The sequence below is a fragment of the Massilia sp. genome, from assembly GCF_031995545.1.
Classification (GTDB): domain Bacteria; phylum Pseudomonadota; class Gammaproteobacteria; order Burkholderiales; family Burkholderiaceae_D; genus Telluria.
Genome location: NZ_DAMAGA010000005.1, coordinates 1 through 24,233 on the forward strand (window position 1 = coordinate 1; position 24,233 = coordinate 24,233).

Below are 24,233 nucleotides of genomic sequence, written 5' to 3' on the forward strand. Positions count from 1 at the left end.
CTTCGGTAATCTCGAGTACGTTCTTATTGTGGAACGACCTGTTGTCCTTGCGCAGACGCGCGAAGGCAAGCCAGGGTTCGAGCACCATCCGGTAGAAGGCAAAGCCGCCATCGCTGCGCAGGAAACGGAACTCGGTGATATAGCCGTTGAAGTAGCGCTGGGACCCGTCTTCCCGGACCAGGGAGATCGTCACCATTCGGCCCATCAATATTTTTAGAGGAATGCGCGGATCGTCCGACAGCACCTCGATGTCAAAACGGAAACTGCGCGAGACCTCCTCATGAGCGACCAGCTTGTTAGGAAGAAGAATCGCGGGTGGCCCGTCCTTGAACGGAAAGTCGAGCCGCATGAGACGATGGTGTTGTGATGCGTCGCTGAATGCTGACAGCGCGGCGTCGACCGCGATTTCCAGACTTTCGCCCATTGATTGCCTCCGATTGCCTTGGCCACAGCACACGTGAAAAGACCAGCAGCCAAGTTACCCCGACGTTGCTAAGTAGAACTTGAGCGGCCTCAACACGATTTCCCTGCTTCATTTCTGAAGTCTTTAGGCGGTTTGCGGGAGGAGTAATGGAAAGAACGTCAGCTGGTAGCGCTGGCGGTCAAGGCGTAGTGAGCAAAATTGCGACGCCGTTCGAGTTTCAGGCGCTGGAAGGGCGGCTCAAGCTGCTGGCGTCGGGAGAGGCGCTTGGGGACTCGCGCAAAGCGGCGGGTGATGCTGCTATTGCGTAGGGTCGGCGGCTCTGCCGCCGACTCGTTGGTTGTTACTGGCTTCGCTTATGCGCCGGATGACCTCGCCGCCAACTACCACCGCGTCGGCGGCGGAGCCGCCAACCCTACGGGTTCACGCGCAGCAGGCGCACGCCGTAGATGTCAAAGCGATTCGACGGCTGTGCGCCGCCGGCGCCGCTGAAGCTGCGGTTGCTTTCGAGGTAGCTCATGTTGAAGAAGTCGGTCATCTCCAGCTTGTAGCTTCCCGGCTTCAGCTGCGCTGCCAGCGGCGTTGAGTACACGCTCGGCGTATTCGTCTTGAGCAGCGGTGCGTGCGGCAGCTGGATCACGCCCTGGGCCACCACCTTGCCGCTGGCGTCCTTCAAGGCCAGCCATTTGACGCCGTTGCTCACGCCCAGGTTCACCTGGTTGGCGCCGTTGTGATAGCGCACCTGCAGGCGGTAGCTGCCCGGCTGCGTTACCGCGATGCGCTCCACGCTGAAGCGGTCGTTCGGCTGGCCCCAGGCGGCCAGGTGCGGCCGCGTGAAGCGGGCATCGGCGGCGGTGGGTTTGAGGTTCGACGTGACGCGCGCATCGGTGACGGGAATCTCGATGCCCGCATCGACGCAGCGCGGCATGCTGTGGTGACTCACGTTCCCGCTGTCGGTGAAGCGTGCCTCGAGCGCGTAGCACGACGCCGCGCCGCCCGTACGATCGACCCAGTCGCCGGCTTTCAGATCGCTGGCGACAAGCTTGCTGTCGCGGTAGACGCTGTAGCTGACGTTGTCCGCATTGCCGCCGGCGCCGATGCCGACTTTCACGCCGCCTGACGTCAACTGCTCCAGACTCGCGACGACCGGCTCGCGCGGCCCGAATGCCACGCTCGATTCGACGTATGGATCGGCGTTCACGCGGCGGATCTGTTCCTGCCCCGTCACCAGCTTGCCGAGCGTGATCTCGATGCTGTTGGTCTCTCCCAACTCCGCCAGACGCACGGTCTCCTTCACCGGCTTGCCATTCAGGACAATCCGCTCTACCGCATAGTGTCCGTTGACCGCACTTGCAGCAGGAAGCCGCAGCAGCACGTCGATACGCTTGCCATGCAGGCGCAGGTCGTTCAGCGCAATACGGTCGGTGTCGCCAAAGGTCTCGCGGCGCAGCTTGGCCGTAACGAAAGGACGCAGCGCGATGCCATCATCCTGCGCCGTCACGCCGAACACGTTCTCGATCACCATGCCGAGATAGCCGCCCACGGACCACAACTGGCGCCGCGAATTGATCACCGGCCCGATCAGCGACGGATTTTTCTCGTCGAGCAGAAGCGGTTGCCCTGACAGCCACTCCAGGTTTTCCATGTTCGACAGATTGACCGCCGCCCCGCGCATCAGCGACTCGTAGGCAGCATCGGCCACCGCCGCGTTGCCGGCGCTGGCCGCCGCGCGCAGGCCGTAGGCGGTCACGAACGGCCAGATCGAGCGGTTGTGATAAATCGGCGCGCCGAGCTGCTGCGGCCAGATCATCGGCGCGCCCATCGGGCCGTGCGGGTAGTGCGCCAGGATCGAGGCCGCGCGTTCGGCGTCGGCCACGCCGGTGATGATGGCAAGTGCTTGTCCGAGCCAGTCGAACTTGTGCAGCGGCGCGTCGTCCAGGTGGCCGGCGGTGAGGCTGCTGTACATGCCGGCGTCCTTCAGCCACAGGCGCTCGTTGATGGCGCGCTTCAGGTCTGTCGCCCATTCTTCGTAGCGCTGCGCGCGCGGTGCGTCCTTGTGCTCGCGCGCCAGTTTGGCGGCCAGGCGTAGCGCCTGGTAGTACACCACGTTGGTGGACAGCGCCCTGGAGCTGGCCATCGACGCCAGGTCGCCCGGAATCCAAGATGCGTAGGTCTGGTCGCGCCAGTCGAGATAGGACTGTTCGCCCGTGTACAGGCCGGTCTTGGCGTCGAACGCCGCCACGCGGTCGATGTCGATCGTGTTCGACAGCGCCTTCAGGGCACGCGCCGCGAATGCCGCGCGCTCGGCGGCGGGCAGGGTGCGCAGCGTCTCTTCGGCAGCGAAGGCCCAGGTCAGGCGGTCGGTGCTGACCGGCCAGCTGCCGCCGCTGCCGGTGTCCTGCACGATCTGCAGGCCGTCCCGCGTGCCCGAGATCTGCGGCGCCGGTTTGATTTCGGGACGCCAGCTGGATAACTTGAAATCGAGTGAATTACGTACCCGCCCCGGGTCGAGCAGGGCCAGGCCCAGGTCGGCCGCGTATGACAGGTCGCGGGTCCAGACATAGGCCCATTTCTCGCCGGTCGAGAAACAGTCGCAGTCGATCGCCTGGCCGCCATTGTAGTTGCCGTCCTTGATCTGGCTGACGGAATTCAGCCGCATCTCGGTGCCGGCCAGCGCGAACAAGGCGTCGAAGGCCAGGTTGCCGCTGCGCACGCGCGGCAGGCCTTCCTGCTCGGCGTACTCCACGTGTTGCGGACCGGGGTCGCGCAGTGCCATGGTCGACGACTGCACGTAGCGCCGCAGCGGCGTGGTCGCATCCGGCGTCGAGTAACGCACGGTTTCCTGCTTGCCGTCCCAGGTCGGCCAATGCTGGAGCGCCTGCTCGCGATGGCCGGCGTGCGGATCGGGCGCGTTGGCCGACTGCGCATCGGCGATGCGCGCGACCTTCAGTACCGGCTTGCCCGGAGTGGAGGCGTCGACCGTGAAGCGGTAGGTACCGGTGCGGCGCACGAACAGGAAGGTCTCGGGACCGGACTGCTGCTCGATGTCGTATGCCTGGTCCGGCGCCACGCTGGTGCTTTTATCGGGATCGATCACCCATTCCCGGCCCCAGTCGCCGGTGCCGAGCTTGAAGGCGTGGTTGCCGGGGCTGACCAGAATGTCCGCCTGATACACGCTATTCCCCTTGGCGACCAGCGGACTGGCGGTGCCCCAGCCATTGAAGGCGCCGCGCACATACAGTTCGGAGATGTCCTGCGCCGCGGCCGTGCCGCAGGCGAGGAGGGCGGCCAGCGCGATCAGGCGGCGCCGCATCATGGCTGGCCTTGCGGCTGCTGCAGCTCCAGCACCAGCGCTGCGCGCGCCGGCAGGCGCAGCTTGCCGCGCAGGTCGTAGGCCTGGCCGGTGAGGGCGTCGGTGCCGCCGGCGACGCCGTCCAGCATCTCGCGGAAGCGCTCGGTGTCGAGCGTCATTTCCTTGCTGTTGTTGTTGAAGACGACCATGACTTTCTTGTTGTCGTTGTAGCGGAAGTAGACCCAGGTGTTGTCGCGCGGCGCGTAGTGCATCATTTTACCGTCGTGGATCACCGGCTGGTCCTTGCGCCAGTTGGCCAGCTTGCGCACGAAGTCCTGCGCCGCGCGTTCCTTGACCTTCAGGCCCTTGCCGCTGAAGGCGTCGACCCGGTCGCCGGCCCAGCCGCCCGGGAACGGGGTGCGGTAGGTGGCGTCGTTGCGTTCCTTGGTTTCGCTGGTCATCAGGATTTCGTCGCCGGTATAGAACTGCGGGATGCGCGGCGCGGTCATCATGAAGATCATGCTCATGCGGTACTTGTCGAAGTCCTCGCCCACCACGCTGTAGATGCGCGACATGTCGTGGTTGTCGGCAAACAGCACCAGGTTGCCCGGTTCCGGGTACAGGTAGTCGAGCGACAGCGTCTCGTAGACATCATTGAACACATTGCCGCCCTTGGTATCGGCCAGGGCGTTACGCATCGCCTCGGCCACCGGGAAGTCCATCAGGCTCGGGGTGTAGGCGCGGTAGCCGTCGTGATTGACCTTGCCGCGCTGCCAGTAGGCGACCACCGGCACCTTGGTATTCCACTCCTCGCCCACCAGGTTCAGCTTCGGATATTCGTCCATCAGGCGCTTGGTGTACTGGGTCAGGAAGGCCGGGTCCGAATAGCCGAAGGTGTCGATGCGCAGGCCGGACAGGCCCGCGTACTCGATCCACCAGATATTGTTTTGGATGAGGTAATTGGCCACGAAGGCGTTCGACTGGTTCAGGTCCGGCATGCTCTGCACGAACCAGCCGCGGGTGAAGTTGTCGGCGTCTTCCTTCGACGCGTACGGGTCCTGCACCGCGGTATGGTTGTGGTGGGTCGGGGTGAACTTGTTGCCGTAGTTGATCCAGTCGGCGGTCGGCAGGTCCTTCATCCACCAGTGGTTGCTGCCGATGTGCGACAGCACCACGTCCTGGATGATGCCGATGCCCTGCTTGCCGGCTTCCTTCGACAGGCGGCGGAAGTCGTCGTTGCTGCCATAGCGCGGGTCGATCTTGTACAGGTCGGTCGCGGCGTAGCCGTGATACGAGAAGGCGCGCGAGTTGTTCTCGACCAGCGGTGTCGGCCACAGCTGGGTGAAGCCCATGTCCTTGACGTAGCCGAGGCGGTCGATCATGCCCTTGATGTCGCCGCCGTGGCGGCCCAGGCCGCCTTTGCGGTCGAGCTTGTCCGGCATGCCTTCGACGCTGTCGTTGGACGGGTCGCCGTTGGCGAAGCGGTCCGGCATGACCTGGTAGATGGCGTCCTTGCTGCTGAAGCCCTGGCGCTCGCGCGAACCGGGGTCGCGCGCCAGTAGGCGGTAGGTGTAGCTCGCCGTGCGGCCAGCGCCGCTGAAGGCGATCTCGATGTCGCCCGGACGCACCTTCTTGTCCAGCACCAGGTCGATGAACAGGTAGTTGCGGCTCTGCACCCGCGACACCGAGGCGATGCGTACGCCCGGATACGACAGCGACGGTTCCAGGTCGGCGATGCGTTCGCCATGGACCATCAGCTGCAGTTTCTGGTCCTGCATACCGGCCCACCAGAACGGTGGCTCCATATGGGCGATCGCAGGGGATTGGGCGTGGGCGGCGAGCGAGGCGGTACCGAGCAGGATGCAGGCAAGAATATGTTTCATGATTTTGCAATCCCAGCATCAGGAATGCGCCACGTAGTCTCACTACATGAGTACGCGCATTCCATGCACTGTGGATAGTCTCCGTTGTTGTCGTGCCGGAAGATTACTATAGAAACGTTTTTCCAAGCTTAACGAAGGCTAAATTGGTTTACTCGAACTACATGTGTTTTATGAAACCGTTTTCACCTAAAGATAATCTGAAGATTAGCAGGTTTTCGTGGCTAAAACAGTGTGTATTCAGGTTCGTAAAATGCATCAAAACATAGTTATCAGGAAATTTTGTAGTGAAATTACGATTTTCGAGAATGGCGTTTGTAGCTTAATCACAACGAAATTAGTGTGCGCCATGCCCGTATGTATCAAAAGCATGCCATCATCCTCAGAACAAAGAACTCAGCGATTGCGAATCTAGTTTTAGTACAGAGCGTGCGCTGGACATAACATGTTTAAACCGAGGAGACGCATGAAACCCATCGCTACCAAGCGTGCCGGCGCACCCGTTCGCCGTGCTTTCCAGCTCAGCCCAGTCGCCGCAGCCTGCACCGTCCTGCTGTCGGCCTTCGCAGGCAATGTGTACGCGCAAGCGTCCGGCAGCGAAGCCCAGACCACCGTTGCTCCCAACACCCCGGTAACCGCCGCCGAAACGCCGGTCCCGGCCGACCAGGCCACCGCGCCGTCGACCGCGTCGCCGACCCCGGCCGGTTCCAACGCCACCGCGTCCACCTCCAACTCGGCCACGCCGAACTCGGCCGCACCGGCACGGGTGCAGGTGACCGGTATCCGTTCGGGTATCGAAGCCGCGATCTCGGTCAAGCGCAATTCGAATTCCATCGTTGAAGCGATCTCGGCCGAAGACATCGGCAAGCTGCCGGACCAGAGCGTCGCCGAATCGATCGCGCGTCTGCCGGGCGTGACCGCCCAGCGTAGCCGCGGTTCGGGACGCGCGTCCGAAATCTCGGTGCGCGGCCTGTCGCCAAGCTTCAACGGCACCCTGCTCAACGGCCGCGAAATGGCCTCGACCGGCAACGCCCGCAATCCTGAATTCGACCTGTTCCCGGCCGAACTGATGGGCGGCGTGACGATCTACAAAACCCCGGACGCGAGCGTCATCGGCCAGGGCCTGGCCGCGACCATCGACCTGAAGACCGTGCAGCCGCTCGACTTTGGCAAGCGCGTGATCGCCGTCAACTACAAGAAGAGCCGCCTGGGCGTGCGTACTTCCGAAGAAGGCGATGGCGACCGCTTCTCGCTGTCCTACATCGACCAGTTCGCCAACCGCACCATCGGCGTCGCGGTCGGCCTGACCTCGTATGACGAAACCGGCGGCGAACAGCGCAAGTTCGACGCCTGGGGCGGCAGCACCGCCGAGCTGCCGTACAACGGCCAGAACGTGCGCGTGCCGCTCGGCTTCACCGCCGACACCGAAACCGGCTACCACAACCGCGACGGCGCCTTCGCCTCGCTGCAATGGCGCCCGAACCGCAACTTCCGTTCGACCGTCGACCTGTTCTACTCGGCCGGCGAAACCGGCTTCAAGCGCACCGGCCTGGAAGGCGCGATCGGCGCCAACACCTCGGGCCGCTACGACCCGGCCGGCGTGCTGACCAATGCGACCATCGCCAATGGCGTGGCCACCAGCGGCACCCTGACCAACTACAAGGGCATCGTCCGCAACCACATCGAATCGGCCGAAGACGACCTGAAGACGGTCGGCTGGAAAAACGAACTGAAACTGGGCGAGTGGAACACCAGCGCCGACATCACCTGGTCCAAGGCGACCAAGCTGAGCTCGCGCTACGAAACCACCGCCGGCCTGCCGGGCAATGCGGCCACGCTGGACACGATTTCGTGGACCGGCTTCAACGGCGGCAACTTCACCGATGTGGCCTACCGCACCGGCCTGAACTACGCCGATCCGAATGTCGCCCAGCTGACCGACGTCAATGGCTGGTCGGGCACCGAAACCGCGCCGCTGGCGCAAGCCGGTTACCTGGCCCAGCCTTACATCGACGACAAGCTGAAGGCGATCCGCCTGAACGCCAAGCGTTCGGTCGAATGGGGTCCGGTCTCGGCCTTCCAGTTCGGCTATAACTACACTGACCGCGAGAAGCGCCGCAGCGGCGAAGAAGGCCGCCTGGTCATTGGCGACGGCCTGTACGGCGCGATCCCGATGCCGGACAGCACCCCGAACACCGCCGGCACCACCGGCATCCCGGTCGCCTCCTGGAACCCGCTCGGTTCGCTGGGTACGGTGTACCAGTTGGCGCCGAAGGTCAACGCCGACATCCTGACCAAGCTGTGGGACGTCAAGGAAACCGTGCAGACCGCCTACCTGATGGGCGACCTGAACGGCGAGCTGATGGGCTTTGAATTCCGCGGTAACGTCGGCACCCAGTTCGTGCATACCAAACAGCGCGGCGGCGGCTATAACAGCGGCAACTGCACCGGCGAAACCGCCGACACCTGCCCGGTGGTGCGCGTCGATGAGGGCACCGACTACTGGGACGTGCTGCCGAGCCTGAACCTGTCGTTCGACCTGACCAATGACCAGGTGCTGCGCATGGGCGTGGCCAAGGTGCTGTCGCGTCCGAGCCTGGACGACCTGCGCGGCGGCCTCGGCTTCGGCGTGAACACCGGCGTCGCCAATCCGTTCCTGAGCGGCGGCGGCGGCAACCCGACCCTGAACCCGTTCAAGGCCAACCAGTTCGACCTGTCGTACGAAAAGTACTTCGCCAAGAAGGGCTATGTCAGCGTTGCCGGCTTCTACAAGAAGCTCGACAGCTTCATCCTGCGCACCCCGTCGGAATACGACTTCGCGCAGTACGTGACCCCGACCACGCCGCTGCCGGCAACCGGTCCGTTCGCAGGTTCCACCGTTGGCGTGCTGAACCGTCCTGAAAACGGCGACGGCGGCAGCATCAAGGGTTACGAGCTGGCGATCAACATTCCGCTGGAAATGGTGAGCTCGTGGCTGGACGGCTTCGGCATCATGGCCAACCACTCGGACACCAAGTCGGCGATCAACATCCCGGCGCTGGGCTTCGGCAACGTGCAGACCGCGGCGCAGTCGATCCCGCTGCCGGGCCTGTCGCGCAAGGTGAGCAACCTGCGCCTGTACTACGAGAAGAACGGCTTCCAGATCGCCGCCGCGGCGCGCAAGCGTTCGGACTTCCTGGGCCAGTCGCCTGACTTCTCGGACACGCTGCAGTACACCTTCGTGAAGGGCGAGACCATCGTCGACTTCCAGATCTCGTACGAGATCCAGAGCGGCTTCGCCAAGGGACTGGGCATCTTCGCCCAGGCCAACAACTGGAACAATGCACCGTACCAGGAGTACACCGACAGCCGCGACTCGGTCACCCGCCGTGTCGAGTACGGCCGCACTTATCAGTTCGGCGCGAACTACAAGTTCTAATCACGGGGTTTCCAACTTCGGGCAGGACTACAATGCAACCCCTGACGGCGCCAGCCGCAGGGGTTGTTTTTCATTTGACGGGATTTCCAGGCAGGGCAGGGACATGCAGAACACACCAATCAAGGACATCGTCATCGTCGGCGGCGGCACCGCCGGCTGGATGACGGCAGCGGCGCTGAGCAGCATGCTCAACGGGCGCTTCAATATCCGCCTGGTCGAGTCCGACGAGATCGGCATCGTCGGCGTGGGCGAAGCGACGATTCCGATGATCCAGCGCTTCAACCGCGTGGTCGGCATTGACGAGAACGAATTCATGCGCGAAACGCAAGGCAGCTTCAAGCTGGGCATCGAGTTCGTCAACTGGGGCAAGCTGGGCGAGCGCTACATGCACGGCTTCGGCCGCGTCGGCCAGGACTTGGCGACGGTGCCGTTCGAGGGCTACTGGCAAAAGATGCGCGCACTGGGCAAGGCGGCGCCGCTGGGTGAATACTCGATCACGCGCATGGCGGCCAAGGCCGGCAAGTTCATGCCGCCGTCGAACGAAGTCAAGAATTCGCCGCTGGGTGATATCGCCTATGCCTATCACTTCGATGCCAGCCTGTATGCGAAGTACCTGCGCAAGTTGTCCGAGCAGCGCGGCGTGACCCGCATCGAAGGCAAGATCACGCGTGCCACCCGGCGCGAGCCGGACGGCTTCATCGACGCGGTCGTGCTGGAAAACGGCCAGCGCGTGGAAGGTGAACTGTTCATCGATTGCTCGGGCTTCCGTGGCCTCTTGATCGAGCAGACCTTGGAAACCGGCTACGAAGACTGGACCCATTGGCTGCCGGCCGACCGCGCACTGGCGGTGCCGTGCGAATCGGCCCCAAGCATCACGCCGTACACCCGCGCCACCGCGCACAAATCCGGCTGGCAGTGGCGCATCCCGCTGCAGCACCGCACCGGCAACGGTCACGTCTACTGCAGCCGTTTCATCAGCGACGACGAGGCGGCGGCCACGCTGCTGTCGAACCTGGACGGCCAGGCGCTGGCCGATCCGCGCCTGATCAAATTCCAGACCGGCATGAGGAGGCAGGCCTGGAACCGCAACGTGGTGGCGATCGGCCTGTCGAGCGGCTTCCTCGAGCCGCTGGAATCGACCAGCATCCACCTGATCCAATCTGGCATCGCGCGCCTGGTCGAGCTGTTCCCGGACAGCCGCTTCAGCGCGACGGACCGCGACGAATACAACCGCCAGTCGCGCTTCGAATACGAGCGCGTGCGCGACTTCATCATCCTGCACTATCACCTGAACCAGCGCACCGATTCGCCGTACTGGACTGAATGCGCGAATATGGCGATCCCGGCCACGCTGCGCCAGAAGATGGACCAGTACCGCTCGCGCGGTCGAGTGATTCGCGAGAACAATGAGCTGTTCTCGGAAGTGGGCTGGCTGCAGGTGTTCGAAGGGCAGAACATGGCGCAGGACGGCTACCATCCGCTGGCCGACACGCAGGGTGAAGCGGATATTGCCGACTACCTGGAAAGCGTGCGCAGCGTGATCGCCAAGTGCGTGGAGGTGATGCCGTCGCACGATCAGTACATCGCGCAGCATTGCGCGGCGCGCAAGATGTAAGCGCAGTCATGCGCAGTTCAAAAGGCCGCTTCGTGCGGCCTTTTTTTCGTCCGTCGATCCGCGCTACGGCTATTTTCTGTCTGCGTAGTAAGTTTACAGGTATTGGTTTTGGTTATGAAGGTTTTACTACGAGATTCGCACCAACATGGTGCATGTACGTAATTTCTGCACAAATGTGCAGCATATGTAGTGCTACTACAAATCGGAAAAATCTCTCCTGTAGTCGAAATGCAACGCCATTCCCCTTGTTTTACGGTATGGATCGCAAAACCATGCCATTATCGCTACCGCAATGGACTCCCGTTGACAGTGCATCTAGTTTTAATACAGAATCGCGGCCAACATGCCAATTGTCTAGAGCAATGATCCACAGCTCTAAGCCAAGCGAATAACTGCTTGCGGGAATTGCGCTGAGACACTACATCGATCCATCTGAGGGGACACATGAAATACTTCGCTTCCAAGCGTGCCGCATTCCAGCTGAGCCCAGTGGCGGCCGGCTGCGCCATCTTCGCCACCATCCTGGCCGGCAGCGCTCACGCGCAGACCGCGAGCACGGGCGAAGCCGCCAATCCGAACCCTGATGCACCAGTCACCACCGTCACCGTGACCGGCATCCGCCGCGCGATCGAAGATGCGATCGCGGTCAAGCGCGAATCGACCGGCATCGTTGAAGCGATCTCGTCGGAAGACATCGGCAAGCTGCCGGACGTCTCGATCGCCGAATCGCTGGCGCGCCTGCCGGGCCTGTCGGCCCAGCGCGTGAATGGCCAGGCGCAGTCGATCAGCATCCGCGGCACCTCGGGCGACCTGTCCACCGCGCTGCTCAACGGCCGCGAGCAGGTCACCACCAGCTCGGACCGCACCGTCGAATACGACCAGTACCCATCCGAACTGATCAACGCCGTCACCGTGTACAAGACCGGCGACGCCAGCGTGATCGGCCAGGGCCTGTCCGGTACCGTCGACCTGCAGACCATCAAGCCGCTGTCGCTGCGCGAGCGCACCGTCACCGTCAATGTGCGCGGCGAAAAGAATTCCAAGGGCGAGATCAGCCCGGGTGCACCGGACACCGGCAGCCGCGTCAGCGCGTCCTACATCGACCAGTTCGCCAACCGCACCATCGGTGTGGCAATCGGCTACGCGCGCCAGGACAAGCCGAACGTCGGCCAGCAATTCGAAACCTGGGACTGGGTTGACCAGGCCGACGGCAATCCGGTCAAAGTGCCTAAGGGCATGAAGTCGATGGCGATCACCGGCGACCAGGTGCGCGACGGTCTGATGGGCGTGCTCGAGTTCCGTCCGAACCGCAACTTCAGCTCGACCTTCGACGTCTACCACTCGCGCTTCGACCAGGAAGAAATCCGCCGCGGCATCGAGATGCCGCTCAAGGATGACGGCAGCGTCACCTTCGCCGGCAATGTGGTGAACGGCACCATGGTCAGTGGCACCGCCAGCAACGTCAATCCGGTGGTGCGCAACAACCGCATGACGCGCGAAGACAAGCTGACCGCCTTCGGCTGGAACAACCGCTTCAGCTCGGGCGACTGGGTCGGCATCGTCGACATCAGCCGCTCCAAGGCCGACCACAAGGAAGAGCTGATCGAGATCAACGCCGGCCTGCCGACGCGCCAGACTCTCGACTTCAACTACAACGGCGGCACCATCCCTACCCTGGGCCTGAGCGGCATCTACACCGACCCTGCGCTGCTGCGCATCGGCGGCCAGTTCGGCGACGGCTACGTCAACGCGCCGTACATGACCGACAAGATGACCTCGGCGCGCGCCAGCATCGAGCGCAAGTTCGACAACGCCTACTTCAGCAGCCTGGAACTGGGCTTCAACGTGTCCAAGCGCGAAAAGGAAAAAGAGCACCTGGAAACCGGCTTCACCAAGCTGGGCGACGGCAGCTTCGCACCCGACGTGCTGAACGGCGTCCAGGGCCTGTTCGGCCTGCAAGATTCGCTGACCTGGGACATTGACCGCGTCCTGGCCGGCAACTTCGCGCCGTACACCCCGGCCGTGCTGGTGCCATGGGGCGCGACCAAAAACTGGTCGATCGACGAAAAGGTCAAGACCGGCTACGCCAAGCTGAACATCGACACCGAACTGATGGGCATGGCGCTGCGCGGCAACGTCGGCATGCAAGTCATCAAGACCGACCAGAGCTCGACCGCGAACACGCTGCGCGCCTGGCCGTTCGCCGACCTGGTGCCGCTGACCGACGGCAAGAAGTACACCGACTACCTGCCGAGCCTGAACCTGGCCTGGAGCCTGCCTGAGCAGCAGTTCATCCGCTTCGGCGCCGGCAAGACCCTGGCGCGTGCCAAGCTGAACCAGCTGAACGCGGCGCTCGAAGTCGGCCTGACCCAGCAGACCACCGGCACCCCGTGGGGCAACGGCGGCAACGCCCAGCTCGACCCGTGGCGCGCCAAGCAGGTCGATCTGTCGTGGGAAAAATACTTCGGCAACCGCGGCTATGTGTCGGCGGCGGGCTTCTACAAGGACCTGTCCTCGTACATCTACAGCGTGACCGTGCCGCGTGACTTCTCCGAGTTCAACCTGCAGGGCGCGACCAGCCAGATCGGCACCATGACCCAGCCGATGAACGGCGAGGGCGGCAACCTGAAGGGCCTGGAATTCGCCGCCTCGGTACCGCTGGAGATGGTGCACCCGATGCTGAACGGCTTCGGCGTCACCGCCAACGCCTCGTTCACCAACAGCGAGATCTCGATCGTCGACCAGCGTTTCGGCAGCATGGCGATTCCGCTGCCGGGCCTGTCGAAGCGCGTGTTCAACGTCACCGCCTACTATGAGAACGACGGTTTCTCGGCGCGTGTCAGCCAGCGTTATCGCAGCGACTTCGTGGGCGAGATCGGCGGCATCGGCGGTGCGACCGAGCTGACCTATGTGAAGGCGGATAAGGTGGTCGACCTGCAGCTGGGCTACGACTTCAAGCAGATCGAAGGCCTGTCGGTGCTGTTCCAGGTGAACAACCTGACCGACACCGCGTTCCGCAGCTATGCCGGTACCGAAGACCGTCCACGCGGCTATGCCAAATATGGCCGCCAGATGCTGTTCGGCCTGAACTACAAGCTGTAAGTTTCACCGCCGCCGCGTGCGGCCGCATCAGCCCTTGCCGGCAGCAGTGCCGGCAAGGGCTTTTGTTTTTCCTGCATGTTTGGCGCGTTTCGCGCGGCCTGCGCGTGGTCCCCCGACCACAATCGGGCACGCCAACAGGGGCAACAGCGTAAAATGTCGCCTTTCGTATCAATATAATGAGCAACTCTTCCATGTCCGACACCCCCATCCCATCGTTTTCCGACCTCAATCTCTCGGCGCCCGTCGTCAAGGCGTTGAAGGATGTCGGCTACGAGACGCCGTCGCCGATCCAGGCCGCCACTATTCCTTTGCTGCTGGAAGGTCGCGACGTGCTGGGACAGGCCCAGACCGGTACCGGCAAGACCGCCGCCTTCGCGCTGCCGATCCTGTCGAACATCGACATCAAGCAGGCCGCGCCGCAAGCGCTGGTGCTGGCGCCGACGCGCGAGCTGGCGATCCAGGTCGCCGAAGCCTTCCAGAGCTACGCCGCCCACATCAAGGGCTTCCACGTGCTGCCGATCTACGGCGGCCAGAGCTACGGCCCGCAATTGTCGGCGCTGCGCCGCGGCGTGCACGTGGTGGTCGCGACCCCGGGCCGCGTCATCGATCACATCGAAAAGGGTTCGCTGGACCTCTCGCAGCTCAAAACCCTGGTGCTGGACGAGGCCGACGAAATGCTGCGCATGGGCTTCATCGACGACGTCGAGCACATCCTGCAGCAGACCCCGGCCACGCGCCAGACCACGCTGTTCTCGGCCACCATGCCGCCGGCGATCAAGCGCATCGCCAAGACCTACCTGAACGAGCCGGCCGAAGTCACTGTGGCGGCCAAGACCGGCACCGCCGAGAACATCACCCAGCGCTACTGGCTGGTGTCGGGCATGCACAAGCTGGACGCGCTGACCCGCATCCTGGAAGCCGAGCCGTTCGACGGCATGATCATCTTCGCGCGCACCAAGCTCGGTACCGAAGAACTGGCGACCAAGCTGCAGGCGCGCGGCTTCGCGGCCACCGCCATCAACGGCGACATGGCCCAGCAACAGCGCGAGCGCACCATCGAGCAGCTCAAGAACGGCAAGATCGACATCCTGGTTGCCACCGACGTCGCCGCGCGCGGCCTGGACGTGGAGCGCATCAGCCACGTGATCAACTACGACGTGCCGTCGGACCCGGAAAGCTATACCCACCGCATCGGCCGCACCGGCCGCGCCGGCCGCAGCGGCGACGCCATCCTGTTCATTACCCCGCGCGAGCGCGGCCTGCTCAAAGCCATCGAGCGCGCCACCCGCCAGCCGGTGTCGCCGCTGGCGCTGCCGACCATCAAGGCGGTCAACGAAGTGCGCATCGCCCGCTTCAAGGACCAGATCCGCACCACGCTGGCCGAGGGCGGCCTGGACGCGTTCCGTTCGCTGATCGAGGACGTCGAGCGCGAAGACAATGTGCCGATGATCGAGATCGCGGCGGCCCTGGCCAAGCTGGCGCGCGGCGACGAGCCGCTGCTGCTGGAAAAGCCGGACCGCGAAGCGCGTCCGGAAGGCATCCCGCTGCCAAGCCAGCGTGAATTCGGCGGCGAGCGTGAGCGCGCGGTGCGTGAACCACGCGAACCGCGCGGCGACTGGGAAGAGCGTCCGTCACGTGCGCCGCGCGAACCCGGCTTCAAGAAAGAGCGCGTGGCACGCGAGCCGGAACCGGGCATGGCCACCTTCCGCATCGAAGTCGGCTACACCCACGGCGCCAAGCCGGGCAACATCGTCGGCGCGATCGCCAATGAAGCCAACATCCCATCGAAGTACATCGGCCGCATCGAGATCTACGACGACTACAGCACGCTCGACCTGCCGGACGACATGCCGTCCGACCTGGTCGACCATCTTAAGACCGTGTGGGTGGCCGGCCAGCAGCTGAACATCACCCGCGACGGCGAAACGCCGGCGGCGCCGTCGGCCAAGAAGCCGTATGCCAAGAAGGGTGGGGACCGCCGCGTGGCCGAGAAGCCGGCAGGTGGCAAGAAGCCGCATCGCAAGGGCACGTCGCAGGGCTAATCGGGCGGCGTGCATGCCCGCGCTGTTGATAACCACTGTTAGCTTTAAAACCGTCATCCCCGCGCAGGCGGGGACCTAAGTTTCCATGCACACCACTTATGTCAAACGCGAGTGGCAGCGCAACGAACTTGGGTCCCCGCCTTCGCGGGGATGACGTTTTGGGGGAGCGGGCATTGTCGAGTTGAGGTAAAAGCGCTGCTGTTGTTTGACTACAAAATCCATCCTCACACTCATTTGCGACACTCTTCCTTCTATATACCATCCACAATTGACACCCCCATACCACCATGTTATTTTGCTACAGATACGCTAGCCGGACTGTAGTCTCATATCATCTCCGGCCACGCACCTAACGCACCACCGGCACGCCAGCTTAGCGGCCGCGCATTCACAGTAGAGCCCGACATAATCGCGGGCCAGATTGGGGACACACATGGATATGCAAACCAGCGTGCTCAAGCCGCGCCTGTCGTTCTGGCAGCTGTGGAACATGAGCTTCGGTTTCTTTGGCATCCAGTTCGGCTTCGCCCTGCAGAACGCCAACACCAGCCGCATCTTCGCCACCCTCGGCGCCGACCCCGAAAACCTGTCCTGGTACTGGCTGGCCGCCCCGGTCACGGGCCTCTTGGTGCAGCCGATCATCGGCTACCTGAGCGACAACACCTGGCACCCGAAATGGGGCCGCCGCCGTCCGTTCTTCTTCATCGGTGCCGTGCTGGCGGCGATCGCCCTGTTCCTGATGCCTAATTCCACCGCGCTGTGGATGGCGGTGGCCGTGCTGTGGATGATGGACGCCGCGATCAACGTGTCGATGGAGCCGTTCCGCGCTTTCGTCGGCGACAAGCTCGATCCGTCGCAGCAGACCGCCGGCTATGCGATGCAGACCTTCTTCATCGGCTGCGGCGCGGTGATCGCCTCGCTGCTGCCGACCATCTTCGAGAGCATGGGCGTGTCCAACTCGGCCGCCGGCGGCGTGATTCCCGAGACCGTGCGCTATTCGTTCTACGCCGGCGGCGCGATCTTCTTCCTGGCGGTGTGCTGGACCGTGTTCACTGCCGACGAACTGCCGCCGGCCGATATGGAAGCTTTCAACCGCGAGCGCAAGCAATCGCGCGGCCTTGGCGTGGCGCTGAAAGAGATCGTCGGCGGCTTCGGCCAGATGCCGAAGACCATGGTGCAGCTGGCCTTCGTGCAGTTCTTCACCTGGATCGGCCTGTTCGCGATGTGGATCTATACCGGCACCGCGGTGGCCGACAGCATCTACGGCACCCGCGACGCGCAGTCGCTGGCCTACCAGGAAGCCGGCAACTGGGTCGGCGTGCTGTTCGCCGTGTATGGCGGAGTGTCGGCGCTGGCCGCCTTCCTGCTGCCGGTGTTCGCGCGCTACACCAGCCGCAAGACCGTGCACGCGGTATGCCTGGCCATCGGCGGCATCAGCCTGGCCAGCATTTATCTGGTCAATGACAAAACCGGATTGATCCTGCCGTTCATCGGCATCGGCCTGGCCTGGGCCTCGATCCTGACCATGCCGTACGCGATCCTGGCCGGTTCGCTGCCGGCCAAGCGCATGGGTTATTTCATGGGCCTGTTCAACTTCTTCGTCGTGATCCCTCAGATCGTCAGCGGCATGCTGCTGGGGCAGATCAGCATCCACGTGTTCGGCGGTCACGCCGTATTGACGCTGGTGCTGGGCGGCGTGTGCATGCTGATCGCGGCGGTGCTGACGCTGCGCGTCACCGACAAGGCGGCGCCGGTCAAGGCTGCCATCTGAAGTCTGGCTTCACGCCGCGCGACGTCATTTTCGCGGCTGTCGTATCGTAACGTTTTATCAACATATGCCGGGATCGCTCACGCGCTCCCAGCGTATGGCAACGTTCACTGACAGGAGCACAGCATGACCATCCAGACCGTCGCGACCACGCCGTTCGCGGGACAACGTCCCGGCACGTCGGGACTGCGCAAGAAGGTGCTTGAATTCCAGCAGCCAGGCTACCTGGAAAATTTCGTCGAATCGATCTTCCTGACCCTGGGCGCCGGCAAGTGCCGCCACCTGGTGGTGGGCGGCGACGGCCGCTACTTCAACCGCGAAGCGATCCAGACCATCCTGCGCATGGCCGCCGCCCACGGCGTCGAGCGCGTGCTGGTGGGGCGCGGCGGCATCATGTCGACGCCTGCCGTGAGCTGCGTGATCCGCAAGCACGCCTGCTACGGCGGCATCGTGCTCTCGGCCAGCCACAATCCGGGCGGCATCGACGGCGACTTCGGCATCAAGTACAACACCGAAAACGGCGGCCCGGCGCCGGAAAAAATCACCGACGCCATCTACGAGCACACGAAGACGCTGAGTGCATACCACATCAGCGACGCCGCCCCGGTCGACCTCGATCACATCGGCACCACCCGCATCGAGAACATGACGATCGAGGTGATCGACCCGGTCGCCGACTACGCCGACCTGATGGGCCGTCTGTTCGACTTCGACGCCATCCGCGCCCTGTTCGCGAGCGGCTTCCGGATGCGCTTCGACGCCATGCACGCGGTCTCGGGCCCGTACGCCAAGGCAGTCCTGGAAGGCATCCTGGGCGCGCCCGCCGGCACCGTGGTCAACGGCGAGCCGCAGGAAGACTTCGGCGGCGGCCACCCGGACCCGAATCCGGTCAACGCTGCCGAACTGATCGCCGCCATGGCCGCTCCAAATGCGCCCGACTTCGGCGCCGCCTCCGACGGTGACGGCGACCGCAACATGATCGTCGGCCGCGGCATCGCCGTGACCCCATCCGACAGCCTGGCCATCATCGCCGCCAACGCCACCGTGGCCCCGGGCTACGCCGGCGGCATCACCGGCATCGCGCGCTCGATGCCGACATCCACCGCGGCCGACCGCGTGGCCAAGGCGCTCGGCATCTCGTGCTTCGAGACCCCGACCGGCTGGAAGTACTTCGGCAACCTGATGGACGCCAACCTGGCCACGCTGTGCGGCGAAGAGAGCTACGGTACCGGCTCGTTCCACATCCGCGAAAAGGACGGCCTGTGGGCCGTGCTGTTCTGGCTGAATCTGCTGGCGGTGCGCAAGCAATCGGTGGAGCAAATCGTGCAGGAACACTGGGCCAGATTCGGCCGCAACTACTACTCGCGCCACGACTACGAAGCCGTCGACGCCACGGCAGCGAATGCCATGATGGACGCACTGCGCGAACGCCTGCCGGAACTGGCCGGCCAGACCCTGGACGGCCACCACGTGTCGCAAGCCGACGATTTCGCCTACAACGATCCGGTCGACGGCTCCACCTCGACCAAACAAGGCATCCGCATCGTCATGAGCGACGGTTCGCGCATCGTGTTCCGCCTGTCCGGCACCGGCACCGAAGGCGCCACCGTGCGCCTGTACCTGGAGCGCTACGAAGCCGATCCGAGCCGCCACGATCTCGACACGCAGGAAGCGCTGACCGGCCTGGCGCAGGTTGCCGAAAACGTCTCCGGACTGCGCCAGCGCACCGGCCGCAGCGAACCCACCGTCGTCACCTGATTTCACCCCCACCAACACAGGAACCCGCATGAAACTACCCGTCCTTGCCGCCTCCATGCTGCTCGCCTTCGGCGCCATGTCCTCAGCTCAGGCGCAGGCGCCGGCATCGAACGGCAAACCGTTCGTCTGGGAGAACGCCACCGTCTACTTCCTGCTGACGGACCGCTTCAACAACGGCAACCCGGCCAACGACAGGGCGTATGGCCGCAAGGACGATGCGGCAAAGCTGCGCGGCTTCATGGGCGGCGACATCGCGGGCATCACGGCGAAGATCAAGGACGGCTATTTCAGCAACCTGGGCGTGAACGCGATCTGGCTCACGCCGGTCATCGAAAACATCCACGGCTCGACCGACGAAGGCACCGGCAAGAGCTATGGCTTCCACGGCTACTGGGCCAAGGACTTCACGGCGCTGGACGCGGCCTTCGGCACCGAGGACGAACTGCGCACGCTGGTCGATACCGCGCACGCGCAAGGCATCCGCATCATTTTCGACGTGGTGCTGAACCACACCGGCCCGGTCACCGCGCAGGATCCGGTGTGGCCGAAGACCTGGGTGCGCACCGGTCCGAAATGCACCTACAAGGATGCCAAGACCACGATGGATTGCACCCTGGTCGACAATCTGCCGGACATCCTCACCGGCAGCAACCAGAACGTCGAGCTGCCGCCGCAACTGGTGGCCAAATGGAAGAAGGAAGGCCGCTACGAACGCGAGGTGAAAGAGCTGGACGACTTCTTCAAGCGCACCGGCTACCCGCGCGCGCCGCGCTACTACCTGATGAAGTGGCACAGCGACTGGGTACGCAAGTTCGGCATCGACGGCTTCCGCGCCGACACCGTCAAGCACACCGAACCGGGCATCTGGAAGGAACTGAAAAAAGAAGCCAGCCTCGCATATGAAGACTGGAAGCGCGCCAATCCAGCCAAGCGCCTGGGCGACCTGCCGTTCTTCATGACGTCCGAAGTCTACGGCTACGAGATCAAGCACGCGCGCAGGTATGACCTGGGAGGCGGCATGACCGTCGACTACCTGGCGCAGGGCTTCGACAGCATGATCAACTTCAGCCTGCGCAGCGATGCCAGGCAGGGCTACGAAAAGGTGTTCTCGGACTATTCGAACATCCTCAATGGCGACATGAAAGGCTTCTCGGTCCTCAACTACATCAGCTCGCACGACGACGGCAGCCCGTTCGACCCGCTGCGCGAGCGTCCGCTGGAAGCGGCCAACAAGCTGCTGCTGGCGCCCGGTTCGGCCCAGATCTACTACGGCGACGAGACCGCGCGCCTGCTGAAAGTGGAGGGCGCCGAGGGTGACGCCACCCTGCGTTCGTTCATGAACTGGGATGAACTCAAGAACAACGCCCAGCGCGGTGCCTACCGCGTGGCCGACATCCACGACCACTGGGCGCGCCTGGGCCGCTTCCGCGCCGCCCACCCGGCGGTCGGCGCCGGCGTGCACCAGATGCTGGCGCAAAGCCCGTACACCTTCAAGCGCACCTGGGAAAAGAATGGCGTCAGCGACCGCGTGGTGGTGGCGCTCGATCTGCCGGCCGGCAAGCCGACCGCGATCTCGGTGCGCGGCGTGTTCAACGACGGCCAGACCGTGCGCGACTGGTACACCGGCAAGAGCGCCACCGTCAAAGACGGCAAGGTGCAGTTCGAACTGGCCGCGCCGGTGGCGCTGATCGCCCAGGACTGAGTCGCCCCGCGCTCCCTCTACGATAAATCCATTACCCGCGCCGCATATTTTACTGCCGCGCGGAATTGGCCTTGCTGGTTTTTCTGTATTTGTACGAATGCTGTTAAGCTAGCAACAAATTCGTAGTGCATGGAACCGTGCACCGACAGAGTGTGCGGCCGTGACGCATCGCCCGATGCGGCAGAGGGAGAGCAACATGACGAGTAACATCGCAAGAGTGCGGATGCTGTACCGGCTGGTGCGCAGCAGGACACGCCCGGTCGCGCAGGAGGCGGGCGCCCTGCATGGCATCGAAGCGCTGCGCAACGATCCGGGTCCCGGCGGCGTGGTGCTGACCGACCCGCCCGACGCCAAGCTCGATTACATCACCCGCCTGGCGGTGCAGGCCACCGGCGCCGACATCGGTGGCATCAGCCTGATTTTCCAATCCCAGATCTGGCTGCCCTCGCGCATCGGCGTCGAGGCTAGCATCCTGCCGCGCGCCGGATCGTTCTGCCACAGCGCGGTGGAAGAGGGCGCGGGCAGCTGCTGGTTCGAGGTCGACGATGCGCGCGGCGACCCGCGCTTCGCCGCCAATCCGCTGGTGGCGGGGCCGCCGCACTACCGCCACTACGCCGCCGTGTCGCTCAAGGGCGACAGCGAACACCTGCTCGGCACCCTGTGGGTGATGGGGCGCGAAGCGCGCCGGCTCGACGCCGCCCAGCAGGCGCAGATGCGGCTGCTGGCGCGCATCATCGTCGACATGCTCGAGCTGCGCTATTGCGATCCGGTGTCGGGCATGTTCAACCGCTCGGTGTTCCTGCACCACCTGCAGCGCATGCTGGGGCAGGAGGACAACACCACCGTCACCGTCGGCCTGATCGACCTGATCGGGTTCCGCCAAGTCAACGATTTATTCCGGCGCGAAGCGGGCGACCGCATCCTGCGTCTGATGGCCAAGCGCCTGGAAGCGTGGGGCGAGGGCGCCCTGCTCGGCCACCTCGGCGCCGACCAGTTCGTGTTCGCGCTCACCAGCCTGCCCGACCAGCATGAGGCGCGCATCCAGGCCCTGTGCCGGGCGATCGACCAACCGTTCGAGGTGGAGCCGGGCTGCATGCACACGCTGCATGCGCGCATCGGCCTGCGGCGCGAAGTCACGCCGTACGAAGGCACGGCCGGCGACCTGCTCGATGCCGCCGATATCGCGGCCTCCTCGATCCGCCAGCACCGCGACAGCAGCGTGGTGCACGAATACGACAGCGCCCTGGTGGCGCGTGCGCGCCTGCGCTACGAACTGCGCGAAACCATCCGCGGCGTGCAGCGCTTCGGACGCCTGGAAGTGCATTACCAGCCGCAGGTGGACGTGGCGCGCGGACGCCTGATCGGACTGGAAGCGCTGGTGCGCTGGCGCCATCCGGTATATGGCCTGGTGGGGCCGGCGATGTTCGTGCCGCAGGCCGAGAATTCGGGCCGCATCTTCGAGCTCGACATGCACGTGCTGGAACTGGTGTGCCACGACATCGCGGCCTGGCGCGCGCGCGGCCTGGACGTGGCGCCGGTGGCGCTGAACTTCTCGCGCGCTTCCCTGATGCACGGCGAGATCTTCGCGCGTCTGGCGCGGGTACTGGAAGACACCGGCGTGCCGGGCGAGCTGCTCGAATTCGAGGTCACCGAAAGCCTGCTGCTCGACTCGCAGCAGCTGCTGCACCAGCGCGTGTCGGCGCTGCGCGCGCTCGGCGTGCGCGTGGCGGTGGACGATTTCGGCACCGGTTACTCGAATCTCGATGCGCTCACCAGCTTCCCGTTCGACCGGCTGAAGGCCGACCGCCAGTTCGTGCACGGCGTGGCCAGCGACGCCCGCACCGCCGGCGTGTTCGCGCTGATCCAGGGCATCGCCGCCGTGTTCCACGCCGAGTTGCTGTGCGAAGGGCTGGAAGACGAAGCCGACCTGGCCTGGCTGGCGGCGCGCGGCGTGCACTGCGTGCAGGGCTGGTACTTCAGCCGTGCGCGCCCGGCGCCGGCGATCGAGTGCGTGCTACGGCGGTTCCAGGATGCGCGGGCGAGCCGGCTGTCGGTGCCGGAGATGCGCGCGCTGCTGGCCTAGTGATGTATCGGACGCGCATGCAATTGCGCTAGACTGGTGATTCCGTCAACTTTGATTGAATTGCCATGCCAGTCTTTACACGCATCGCACGCGCCGTCGCGGGTGTCAGCTTCGCGCTCGCGCTCCTGCCCGCGCAGGCGGCCGCCGCGGCCACTACTTCGGCCACTGCGGAGCCGAGCTACGGCCCCGAACTGGAAGGCTTCCAGTACCCGGAACCGACGCAGCAATACCGCTTCAAGTCGCAGGGCGTCGACCTGCAGATGACCTATATGGACGTCAAGCCGGCCAAGCCGAATGGCAAGACCGTGGTCCTCATGCACGGCAAGAACTTCTGCGGCGCCACCTGGGACGGGACCACCAAGGAACTCACCAAGGCCGGCTACCGCGTGGTGGTGCCGGACCAGATCGGGTTCTGCAAGTCGACCAAGCCGGCGCACTACCAGTACACCTTCCAGCAACTGGCCGACAACACGCACCAGCTGCTGCAGTCGATCGGCGTCACCAAGGCGATCGTGCTGGGCCACTCGACCGGCGGCATGCTGGCCACGCGCTACGCGCTGATGTACCCGCAAGCGACCGAGCAGCTGGTGATGGTCAACCCGATCGGCCTGGAAGACTGGAAGAACCTGGGTGTGCCGTCGCTGGGCGTGGACAAGTGGTACAAGCGCGAGCTGAATACCTCGGCCGACAAGGTGCGCAACTACGAGCGCACGACCTACTACAACGGCCAGTGGAAGCCTGAATACGAAACCTGGGTCCAGATGCTGGTCGGGATGTACCGGGGTAAAGGCAAGGAAGTGGTGGCGTGGAACTCGGCGCTCATCTACGACATGATCTACACGCAGCCGGTGGTGTATGAATTCCCCTTGATCAAAGTGCCGACCTTCCTGCTGATGGGATTGAAGGATACGACGGCGATCGGCAAGGACGCGGCGCCGGAAGCGGTGCGGCCGAAGCTGGGGAACTATACGGTGCTGGCGCAGAAGACCAAGGAGGCGATTCCGGGTTCTGTTCTCGTGACCTTCCCGGAGATGGGGCATGCGCCGCAGATGCAGGATCCGGTGCAGTTCCATCGGGCGCTGCTCAAAGGCCTGGTACGCTGATTGGTGGTGTAAGGTGTAAGAGCGGCTCGTGGTCCGAGCCGCTCCCACC

General features: G+C 64.1%; 12 protein-coding genes. 9 read left to right on the forward strand and 3 right to left on the reverse strand.

Going from position 1 to position 24,233, the window contains the following annotated elements; translation table 11 throughout:
* The 3 genes from RTQ83_RS05590 to RTQ83_RS05600 form a co-directional block, all read right to left on the reverse strand.
* Nucleotides 1–424, reverse strand: a 424-nt coding sequence (locus RTQ83_RS05590) for a contractile injection system protein, VgrG/Pvc8 family (RefSeq protein WP_312511938.1), incomplete at its 3' end; no start/stop codon positions are given.
* 412 nt (nucleotides 425–836) lie between these two features.
* Nucleotides 837–3,737, reverse strand: coding sequence for an MGH1-like glycoside hydrolase domain-containing protein (locus RTQ83_RS05595; protein WP_312511940.1), 2,901 nt, complete (start codon nucleotides 3,735–3,737; stop codon nucleotides 837–839).
* A complete protein-coding gene (locus RTQ83_RS05600) occupies nucleotides 3,734–5,596 on the reverse strand; it encodes a glycoside hydrolase family 13 protein (RefSeq protein WP_312511942.1) in 1,863 nt (620 codons plus the stop codon). The genes RTQ83_RS05595 and RTQ83_RS05600 overlap by 4 nt, the downstream gene beginning before the upstream one ends.
* Nucleotides 5,597–6,059: 463 nt before the next feature.
* Between RTQ83_RS05600 and RTQ83_RS05605 the strand changes: the two genes are divergently transcribed.
* From RTQ83_RS05605 to RTQ83_RS05645, 9 genes are all read left to right on the forward strand, one after another.
* Entirely contained in the window at nucleotides 6,060–9,011 is a 2,952-nt protein-coding gene (locus RTQ83_RS05605) for a TonB-dependent receptor (RefSeq protein ID WP_312511944.1), read from the forward strand.
* Nucleotides 9,012–9,114: 103 nt separating this feature from the next.
* Nucleotides 9,115–10,626: a tryptophan halogenase family protein gene (locus RTQ83_RS05610; RefSeq protein WP_312511946.1), complete on the forward strand. Its 1,512-nt coding sequence runs from the start codon at nucleotides 9,115–9,117 to the stop codon at nucleotides 10,624–10,626.
* A 444-nt stretch (nucleotides 10,627–11,070) separates the two neighbouring features.
* Nucleotides 11,071–13,728: a TonB-dependent receptor gene (locus tag RTQ83_RS05615; RefSeq protein WP_312511948.1), complete on the forward strand. Its 2,658-nt coding sequence runs from the start codon at nucleotides 11,071–11,073 to the stop codon at nucleotides 13,726–13,728.
* Between the two features lie 191 nt (nucleotides 13,729–13,919).
* Nucleotides 13,920–15,770, forward strand: a complete 1,851-nt coding sequence (locus RTQ83_RS05620; RefSeq protein WP_312511950.1) for a DEAD/DEAH box helicase — start codon at nucleotides 13,920–13,922, stop codon at nucleotides 15,768–15,770.
* A 433-nt stretch (nucleotides 15,771–16,203) separates the two neighbouring features.
* Nucleotides 16,204–17,541 (forward strand): MFS transporter, encoded by a 1,338-nt coding sequence (locus RTQ83_RS05625; protein ID WP_312511953.1) that lies wholly within the window; start codon nucleotides 16,204–16,206, stop codon nucleotides 17,539–17,541.
* 123 nt (nucleotides 17,542–17,664) lie between these two features.
* Entirely contained in the window at nucleotides 17,665–19,296 is a 1,632-nt protein-coding gene (locus RTQ83_RS05630) for an alpha-D-glucose phosphate-specific phosphoglucomutase (protein ID WP_312511955.1), read from the forward strand.
* Between the two features lie 28 nt (nucleotides 19,297–19,324).
* Complete coding sequence (locus RTQ83_RS05635; protein ID WP_312511957.1) at nucleotides 19,325–20,998, forward strand: alpha-amylase family glycosyl hydrolase; 1,674 nt, start codon at nucleotides 19,325–19,327, stop codon at nucleotides 20,996–20,998.
* 196 nt (nucleotides 20,999–21,194) lie between these two features.
* Nucleotides 21,195–23,081: an EAL domain-containing protein gene (locus tag RTQ83_RS05640; RefSeq protein WP_312511960.1), complete on the forward strand. Its 1,887-nt coding sequence runs from the start codon at nucleotides 21,195–21,197 to the stop codon at nucleotides 23,079–23,081.
* A gap of 65 nt (nucleotides 23,082–23,146) precedes the next feature.
* Nucleotides 23,147–24,184, forward strand: coding sequence for an alpha/beta hydrolase (locus tag RTQ83_RS05645; protein ID WP_312511963.1), 1,038 nt, complete (start codon nucleotides 23,147–23,149; stop codon nucleotides 24,182–24,184).
* Nucleotides 24,185–24,233: the final 49 nt, after the last annotated feature.